At 67.4% G+C, this 8,646-nt stretch carries 8 protein-coding genes; 4 read left to right on the top strand and 4 right to left on the bottom strand.

Annotated elements, in window-relative coordinates; translation table 11 throughout:
• Nucleotides 1–111: IS3 family transposase (locus tag AC5P9F_RS03475; protein WP_495201421.1), on the top strand; the 111-nt coding region annotated here is incomplete at its 5' end.
• 225 nt (nt 112–336) lie between these two features.
• Here the strand turns inward: AC5P9F_RS03475 and ppk1 are convergent.
• The 4 genes from ppk1 to AC5P9F_RS03455 all read right to left on the bottom strand — a co-directional run bounded on the left by ppk1 (nt 337) and on the right by AC5P9F_RS03455 (nt 6,318).
• A complete protein-coding gene (gene ppk1, locus AC5P9F_RS03470) occupies nt 337–2,424 on the bottom strand; it encodes a polyphosphate kinase 1 (RefSeq protein ID WP_005408256.1) in 2,088 nt (695 codons plus the stop codon).
• 4 nt (nt 2,425–2,428) lie between these two features.
• Nucleotides 2,429–3,760, bottom strand: coding sequence for a phosphate regulon sensor histidine kinase PhoR (phoR, locus tag AC5P9F_RS03465; protein WP_005408257.1), 1,332 nt, complete (start codon nt 3,758–3,760; stop codon nt 2,429–2,431).
• 105 nt (nt 3,761–3,865) lie between these two features.
• Nucleotides 3,866–4,555: a phosphate regulon transcriptional regulator PhoB gene (phoB, locus tag AC5P9F_RS03460; protein ID WP_005408258.1), complete on the bottom strand. Its 690-nt coding sequence runs from the start codon at nt 4,553–4,555 to the stop codon at nt 3,866–3,868.
• A gap of 116 nt (nt 4,556–4,671) precedes the next feature.
• Nucleotides 4,672–6,318: a M48 family metalloprotease gene (locus AC5P9F_RS03455; protein ID WP_005412370.1), complete on the bottom strand. Its 1,647-nt coding sequence runs from the start codon at nt 6,316–6,318 to the stop codon at nt 4,672–4,674.
• Nucleotides 6,319–6,460: 142 nt separating this feature from the next.
• On the opposite strand from AC5P9F_RS03455, the gene grxC reads away from it, so the two are divergent.
• The 3 genes from grxC to AC5P9F_RS03440 all read left to right on the top strand — a co-directional run bounded on the left by grxC (nt 6,461) and on the right by AC5P9F_RS03440 (nt 8,497).
• Nucleotides 6,461–6,751, top strand: coding sequence for a glutaredoxin 3 (grxC, locus tag AC5P9F_RS03450; RefSeq protein WP_004154541.1), 291 nt, complete (start codon nt 6,461–6,463; stop codon nt 6,749–6,751).
• The gene (locus AC5P9F_RS03445; RefSeq protein ID WP_005412372.1) at nt 6,748–7,140 is read left to right on the top strand and encodes a carboxymuconolactone decarboxylase family protein; all 393 of its coding nucleotides are present in this window, start codon (nt 6,748–6,750) and stop codon (nt 7,138–7,140) included. Before grxC ends, AC5P9F_RS03445 begins: the two co-directional genes overlap by 4 nt.
• A gap of 352 nt (nt 7,141–7,492) precedes the next feature.
• The gene (locus tag AC5P9F_RS03440; protein WP_099530089.1) at nt 7,493–8,497 is read left to right on the top strand and encodes an isocitrate dehydrogenase; all 1,005 of its coding nucleotides are present in this window, start codon (nt 7,493–7,495) and stop codon (nt 8,495–8,497) included.
• The last annotated feature ends 149 nt before the right edge of the window (nt 8,498–8,646 follow it).

The following is an 8,646-nucleotide window of genomic DNA, read 5'->3' as shown; positions in this document are numbered from 1 at the left end:
GAGGCTGGGCTGGTGGAATACATCCAGTACTACAACCAGGAGCGCATCAAACTGAAACTGAAAGGTCTGAGCCCGGTAGAGTACCGGGAGCGGGCCCAATCGGCCGCCTGACCCCGTCCAAGTCTCGGGGGTCACTTCACCTTGGGGGCTTGGCCGCGGCATCCATGCCGCGGACACCCCCGCAACCGGACCCACCCCGCCTTCGACAGTTCCCTGCGATCTGCCGGGACGGCGTGCTGTGCGGCTGCTGGTGGGTGTCGACCTTGGTCGACACGGTAGATCCACGCCATGCGTGGATGAGTCCAAACGCGCCGACCTTGGTCGACACGTACCGGATCAGAGGCCCTGCATCAATGCCATCTGCGCAGAATGCGGGGCTTCGTCGTGCGCCGGGGCACGCTTGTGGTAGATGCCGTCGGCATCCAGTTCCCAGGCGTTGAGGTTGTCGTCCAGGTAGTTCTGCAGCACCTCGCGGTAGACTCGCTTGGCCAGCTCCGGGTCGAGGATCGGGAAGCAGGTCTCGACCCGGCGCAGCAGGTTGCGCTCCAGCCAGTCGGCGCTGGCGCAGTACATCTCCGGTGCGCCGTCGTTGCCGAACCAGTAGACGCGGCTGTGCTCCAGGAAGCGGCCGACGATCGAGCGCACGCGGATGTTGTCCGAAATGCCCGGCACACCCGGGCGCAGGGTGCAGGCGCCGCGGATGATCAGGTCGATCTGCACGCCGGCCTGCGAGGCGGCGTACAGCGCGCGCACCACCTGCGGTTCGTTCAACGCGTTCATCTTGGCGATGATCCGCGCGGGGCGACCGGCGGCGGCGATGCGCGTTTCGCGCTCGATGCGGCCGAGGATGCCGGTGTGCAGGGTGAAGGGCGACTGCAGCAGGCGCTTGAGCTTCATCTTCGAGGCCAGCCCGGACAGCTGCTGGAACAGCAGGTGCACGTCGTTGCCGATGTCCGCATCGGCGGTGATCAGGCTGATGTCGGTGTACGCGCGGGCGGTGCCGCTGTGGTAGTTGCCGGTGCCCAGGTGTACATAGCGGCGCAGCTTGCGGCCCTCGCGGCGCACGATCAGCAGCATCTTGGCGTGGGTCTTGTAGCCGACCACGCCGTACACCACCTGTACGCCGGCTTCCTGCAGGCGATCGGCCAGGCCCAGGTTTGCCTCTTCGTCGAAGCGTGCGCGCAGTTCAACGACCACGGTCACGTCCTTGCCGTTGCGCGCAGCCTGGATCAGCGCATCGACAATCAGCGAATCCTTGCCGGTGCGGTACAGGGTCTGCTTGATCGCCAGCACGTTGGGGTCGATCGCCGCCTGCCGGATCAGGTCCAGCACCGCGGTGAAAGCATCGAACGGGTGGTGCAGCAGCAGGTCCTGGCGCGCCGCGGTCTCGAAGATGCCGTCGCTGTCGCGCAGCGTGCGCGGGGTCATTGGCGGGTACTTCAGGTCCGGCTGTGCGATCAGGTCGTACAACTGGATGATGCGGTTGAGGTTGACCGGGCCGTCGATGCGGTACACCGCGTTCTCGGTCAGGCCGAAGTTCTGCAGCAGGGTGCGCACGATCTCGCGCGGCATGTCCTGCGCGATTTCCAGCCGCACCGCCGGCCGGTAGCCGCGATCGACCAGTTCGTCGCGCAGTGCCAGCGCCAGGTTCTCCACCTCCTCCTCGTCCACCACCAGCTCGGAGTTGCGGGTGACGCGGAACTGGTAGGCCCCCTGGACTTCCATGCCCGGGAACAGCTCATCGACGAAGGTGGACAGCACCGAGGACAGGAACACGAAATTCTGCGACCCGCCGAGCTTCTCCGGCAGCTGGATGATGCGCGGCAGCGAGCGCGGCGCACGCACGATGGCCAGATGGCCGGCGCGGCCGAATGCGTCGGTGCCCTTCAGCACCACCACGATGTTCAGCGACTTGTTGAGGATCTTCGGGAACGGGTGCACCGGGTCCAGGCCCAGCGGCGACAGCACCGGCATGATCTCGTTGCGGAAATAGGCGCGCAGCCAGCGCCTCTGCCGATCGGTCCAGGAGTGGCGGCCGAGCACGCCGATGCCGGCCTCCATCAGCGCCGGGCGCAGCGTCTCGTTCCAGCAGCGGTACTGTTGGTCGACCAGTTGTGCCGCGCGGTCGTGGATGGCGTTGAGGATCGCCTGCGGGCTCATCCCGTCCGGTGCCGGTGGCAGGCCGAATTCCTGCGCGTGGCGGACGGCGGCGGCGCGGATCTCGAAGAACTCGTCCAGGTTGGTGCAGGAGATGCACATGAAGCGCAGGCGCTCCAGCAGCGGCACCTGCGGATCCATCGCCTGCGCCAGCACGCGGAAGTTGAAATCCAGCTGCGACAGCTCGCGGTTGATGTAGAGCGCCGGGTCGCGCAACGGATCGTTGTCCGGGCTCACGGGGAGGGGGAGGGATCCGAGGCTGCTCATGGCGTCATTCTTCGATGGAAGTCAGGGGGGCGGACTCGCGCGGGCGCACGTGGTCGGCATCGAAATGGCAGGAAAACACCGAGCCCTTGCCGACCTCGCTTTCAATCTCCAGCCGCGCGTGGTGCAGGCCGAGGATGTGCTTGACGATGGACAGGCCCAGGCCGGTACCGCCGCTTTCGCGGGAGCGGCTGCTGGAGACACGGTAGAAACGTTCGGTCAGGCGTGGCAGGTGGGAAGCCGGGATGCCGTAACCGGAATCGCGCACTGCCAGCACCGCGCCCTCGCCTTCGCGGCGGAACTCCACGGCGATGCGGCCACCGGCCGGCGTATAGCGCACCGCATTGGTGACCAGGTTGGAGAAGGCGCTATGCAGCTCCTTGGTGGAACCCTGCAGGTCGACGCCGGCCAGATCGTCGATGCTGATCTGGTGGCGGCCCTGGCTGTGCGCTTCGGCCTCGCGGCGTAGTGTGGCCAGCATCGGCTGCATGGCGACGGTCTCTTCCTCGCTGTGCTCCTGCGACTCCAGCCGCGACAGGGTCAGCAGGTCTTCCACCAGCTGGGCCATGCGCTGGCTCTGCTTGCGCATTTCTTCCAGCATCGGACCGGTGCCCGGGAAATCCTCCGGGTCCATCATGTCCAGGTAACCGTGGACCACGGTGAGCGGCGTGCGCAGTTCGTGTGAAACGTTGGCGACGAAGTCGCGGCGCACCTGTTCCAGGCGCAGCAGCTTGCTGACGTCGCGGGCGATCAGCAGCCAGTAGTCCGAAGAATACGGAATCAGTCGCAGGTTCAGGCGGATCGCAGGATCGACCGGTGAGGGCACGTCCAGGATCGGCTCGGCGTTGCGGCCGCCGGCCAGCCAGTGCGCCAGCGGCATCGGCTGCAGGCGTTCGACCAGCGCCTCGCCGAGGTCGCCCGGATGATGCAGGCCAAGCAGGGCGGTGGCCGCTTCGTTGAACCACTGCACGCGCTGGCTGTTGCGGTCCAGCACCACCACGGCATCGGGCAGCGCGGCGGCAGCGGCGCGGTAGCTGCGCAGCATGTCGAGCAGGCGGCGCTTGCGAACGCGCATTTCCACCTGGTTGCGGTACAGCAGGCGGTCCAGCTCGTTCCAGACGCCGGTGCCTTCCTCGGCGGTATCCCAGCGCTGGCGCGCGGTCAGCCGGCGCAGCACGCTGCGCAGCCGCCAGTAATGCCAGGCCAGGGTGGCCAGCGCGCCCAGTGCGATGCACAGCCACAGGTGACCCGTGAACCACCCCACCAGTCCGGAGAACAGCAGTACCGCGGCAACGGTGGCCAGGGTCTTCAACCAGGCAGAGCGGATGTGGCGGGGCATTGCGATCTCGTCGTTGAAGTGCGGCGGTTCACTGGGGTGAACCGAGGGTTATAGCAGAGTTGCCGGCGCCGGCACCCGCGGTGCGCGGCGTCGGCACGACGAGACTCAGGTCGCGGTGGAGAAGCGGTAGCCGGCGCCGCGCACGGTCTGCACCATGTTCTCGGCGTTGAACGGTTCCAGCGTCTTGCGCAGGCGGCGGATGTGCACGTCGATGGTGCGCTCCTCCACGTACACGCTGCCGCCCCACACATGGTCCAGCAGCTGGGCGCGGGTGTAGACGCGCTCGGGGTGGGTCATGAAGAAGTGCAGCAGGCGGTACTCGGTCGGGCCGATCGGCACCGGCTGGTCGTTGGCGAACACGCGATGGGCGGCGCCGTCGATGCGGATCGGGCCGACGGCCACGCTGCCGTCCTCGTCGTCCTCGCGGGCGCGGCGCATGACCGCACGGATGCGGGCCAGCAGTTCGCGCGCCGAGAACGGCTTGACCACATAGTCGTCGACGCCGGCTTCAAGGCCACCTACGCGGTCGTTCTCTTCACCGCGGGCGGTCAGCATGATGATCGGCACTTCGCGGGTCAGCGTTTCCTTGCGCCAGCGGCGGGCCAGGTCCAGGCCGCTGGTGCCGGGCAGCATCCAGTCCAGCAGGATCAGGTCGGGGACGCGATCGGCGATGGCGGTCTGGGCCTCACGGGCATCGCCGGCGTGGACCGGCTCGTAATCGCCCTTGCGCAGGGCGAAGGCGACCATTTCACGGATCGCGGGCTCGTCATCGACGATCAGGATGCGTTTCTGCACGAGGACACCGTAGGGCTCGGTTACTGGAGTGGTGTCAGTAGACTACGGTTTGATGACATGTTTGTGACTGCCTGGCCGGAACCGGTCGGGATTGCCATCGACCGGTCACGCAGCACTCAGCGGCGGTCCAGGTCCGGGTCCTGCACGCCCTGGCGGCGCAGCTCCAGCACGGTGGGGGTGATCGCCTCGATTCGCGCATCCACCCGCGCCCGGCCCACGTAGTCCAGCGCCGGGTTGCGCTTGAGGGCCTGCAGCTGCATCAGCGATTGCTCCGGTCGGCCGCTGAGGAAGGCGGCCTCGGCATAGGCCTCGCTGGCGCGCACGCTGTCACCGGCCAGCTCGCTGGCGCGGGCGTATCGCTGCTGGAAGACCGGATCGTTACCACTTTGCGACAGCAGGGGCCGCAGCATGGCCTGCGCGCGCTGGCCCGCCTCGCGGGTGCCCTGTTCGTTCAGGATCTCGGCGTAGGTCAGGGCCACGGGCCGGCTGTTGGGGTGCTCGCGCAGCAGCTGCTCGAAACGGGTGTTGGCCTGCGCGCCCAGCCCGGCACGCGATTCGGCCTCGCCCAGGCCCAGTGCCAGCCACAGGTTGTCCGGGCGGGTCTGCAGCAGGCTGGCCAGGGTCTGCCGGGCCTGCGTGGCACCGCTGCGGCCGCCGCGCATGACCGCCAGCGCCTGGCCATAGCGCTGGGCGTCGTTGAGACCGTCTTTCTGCCGCTTGGCCATGTCCGCGTATTCGCGCTCCAGCTCGGCGGTGGAATCGGCGCTCAGCACGCGCAGGCGCTCGCGCGCCCACTCGAAGTCGCCACTGGCGCCACGGGCCAGCTGGCCGACCGGAACGCGCAGCACGCTGCTGGGCAGCAAGGGGTTGTTTCCGCGCAGCAGCGGCTCGGCCAGGCCCGGGTCGGCTGGATTCACCCGCTCCCTGCGCTCGCCGCTGGGGGTGCTGGTGGTCAGCAGCACTGTGTCCTTCTTCATCTGCTCGGCGCGGGCCTTGGCCTCGCTGATGCGGGTGATGTTGACCGGGTGGGTGCGCAGGAACTCGGGCACGCTGTAGCCGCCCTCGTTGCCGCGCATCGCCGCCGACATGCGCTCGAAGAAGCCGGCCATGGCATCCACGTCGTAGCCACTGCGCGACAGGGTGCGGATGCCGAGGCGGTCGGCTTCCGATTCGTTGGAGCGGGTGTAGTTGATCTGCCGCTGCTGCATCAGGCCCATGCCGGAGCTGATCGCGGCCATCGTCGCGTTGCCGGAGGAGGTGCTGTTGCTGGCCTGCGCGGCCACCACCGCCGCCAGCATGCCGAGCAGGATCGGGATCTGGTCGCGCTGGGCGCGTTCGACCCCGCGCAGCACGTGCTGCTGGGTGACATGGGCGATTTCGTGCGACAGCACTGCAGCCACCTCGTCCTCGCGCTCGGCGGTCAGCACCAGGCCGGCATTGACCCCGATATAGCCGCCCAGCGTGGCGAAGGCGTTGATCTGGCGGTCCTTCATCACGAAGAACGTGTAGGGCTGGCGCGGCTGGTCGCTGTTGGAGCCAAGCCGGGTGCCCATGGTCTGCAGCCAGTCGTTCACCAGTGGGTCGTCCAGCAGGTAGCCGTAGTTGCGCAGCTCGCGCAGCATCATCGCGCCGTACTCGGCCTGGCGCGCCGGGGTCAGCAGCTCGCCGGCCGAGGAGCCGATGTCGGGCAGCTTCTCCTGGGCCTGGGCCAGCGGCATGGCCAGGGCCAGGGTAACGGCGGTAGTCAGCAGCAGGGCTCGCAAGCGGAAGGTCCTCGGGCAGGGCGCGCCAAGCGTGGCAGGGCAGGGGGCAACCATTCGTTAACCCACAGTGTTGCGGCGGTGGCGTGGAATTTCCAGCGCACCGGTACCATATGTAGACCGTCGATCCATCGTGGAGTTTCCCGTGACAGCCCAGACCGCCGGCGGCGCCCCCGCCATCACCATCTATTCCACCGCCGTCTGCCCGTACTGCGTGGCCGCCAAGAACTTCCTGAAGAGCAAGGGCCAGCAGTGGACCGAGGTCCGCATCGACCTGGACCCGGCCGAGCGCGAGAAGATGATGGCACTGACCCGCCGCACCAGCGTGCCGCAGATCTTCGTCGGCGACGTCCACGTGGGCGGCTACGACGACATGATGGCCCTGCACCGTGAAGGCAAGCTCGAGCCACTGCTGGCCGGGCAGGGCCAGGCATGAGCGCGGCCGACGACGGCAGCAAGGACCGCATCGCCGAATTCACCGACTTCCGCAAGCGCATGAACGAACGCATCCTGGGCGAACCGAACCAGGTGGTGCGGCGCTTCTTCGCACTGGACACGCAGACCTACCAGGCCGGCGCGCTGGACGTGAAGACCAAGGAACTGCTGGGCCTGGTGGCCTCGATGGTGCTGCGCTGCGACGACTGCATCAGCTACCACGTGGCCCAGTGCAAGGACGCCGGGGTAACCCGTGAAGAGTTCTTCGAGACCTTCTCGGTCGGCCTGGTGGTGGGCGGTTCCATCGTGATCCCGCACCTGCGCCGCGCGGTCGACTTCCTCGACCAGCTTGAAGGCGGCGCCAGCGCTCCGGCAGCGCACGAGCACTGAGCCTGCGGGAACCGGCCCATTGCGGACCTCCCGGTAGTGCCGGCCGCTGGCCGGCATTCCGTGAACCTGGCAGGGCCGAGGTTGCCGGCCAGCGGCCGGCACTACCGCCAGCGCGCTGGGGCCTGTCCCGCGATCCAACAGCCCAGGAGCCCCTTCTTGTTGAAGGGGCGCGCCGACAGGCGGGGGTAGAGGAAGAATGCGCGGGCAATTATGCCTGAGCCGGGCACTGGGACCATGGTCTATTTGGGACCTCGGCCCCGTCTCAGGCATAATTGCCGGTGAAACTTCCTTTGCGCCGGCGTTTCCGGGCACGTCCGGACGGCGTTTTTCCCCCTGTTCGGAACATCGATCAATGACGCAGAAAATTACGGTCATCCGCGGCGACGGCATTGGCCCGGAAATCATGGACGCCACCCTGTTCGTGCTCGACCAGCTCAAGACTGGCCTGGAGTACGAAGACGCCGACGCCGGCCTGGTGGCCCTGGAAAAGCACGGCGACCTGATGCCGGCGGTGACCCTGGAATCGATCGCGCGCAACAAGGTCGCGCTGAAGAGCCCGCTGACCACCCCGGTCGGTGGTGGCTTCACCTCGATCAACGTCAGCCTGCGCCGCCATTTCGACCTGTACGCCAACGTGCGTCCGGCCCACACCTTCCCGAACACCAAGTCGCGTTTCGACAACGTCGACCTGATCACCGTTCGTGAGAACACCGAGGGTGCCTACCTGGCCGAAGGCCAGGAAGTGTCGGCCGACGGCGAGACCGCCTTCTCCGGCACCCGCATCACCCGCAAGGGCTCCGAGCGCATCGTGCGCTACGCCTTCGAGCTGGCCAAGAGCACCGGCCGCAAGAAGGTCACCGCCGTGCACAAGGCCAACATCATCAAGTCGACCTCGGGCCTGTTCCTGAACGTCGCCCGTGAAGTGGCCGCGCAGTACCCGGACATCGAGTTCCAGGAAATGATCGTCGACAACTGCTGCATGCAGCTGGTGATGCGTCCGGAACAGTTCGACGTGATCGTTACGACCAACCTGTTCGGTGACATCATCTCCGACCTGTGCGCCGGCCTCGTCGGCGGCCTGGGCCTGGCCCCGGGTGCCAACATCGGCAAGGAGGCGGCGATCTTCGAAGCCGTGCACGGCACCGCGCCGGACATCGCCGGCCAAGGCAAGGCCAATCCGTGCGCGCTGCTGCTGGCAGCCGCGCAGATGCTGGACCATATCGGCCAGCCGGAAAACGCCGAGCGCCTGCGCAAGGCCATCGTGGCCACCATGGAAGCCAAGGATTCGCTGACCGGCGACCTGGGCGGTACCGGCACCACCATGAGCTTTGCCCAGGCCATCGCCAGCCGCCTGTAAGCGGCCGGTCGACCTCGGTTGGATCCACAGCGGGGCGCCTTCGGGCGCCCCGTTGCGTTTCTCCGCCGGTGTAGCGTCGAGCCATGCTCGACTGATCTTCGTGTCGGCAACCGCAGAAAGGCCGTCGAGCATGGCTCGACGCTACAGAT

This window comes from Stenotrophomonas sp. YJH_SMC_4, assembly GCF_059371575.1.
The sequence above is the reverse complement of the archived record's forward strand: the minus strand, read 5'-3'. Positions and strand labels throughout refer to the sequence as shown.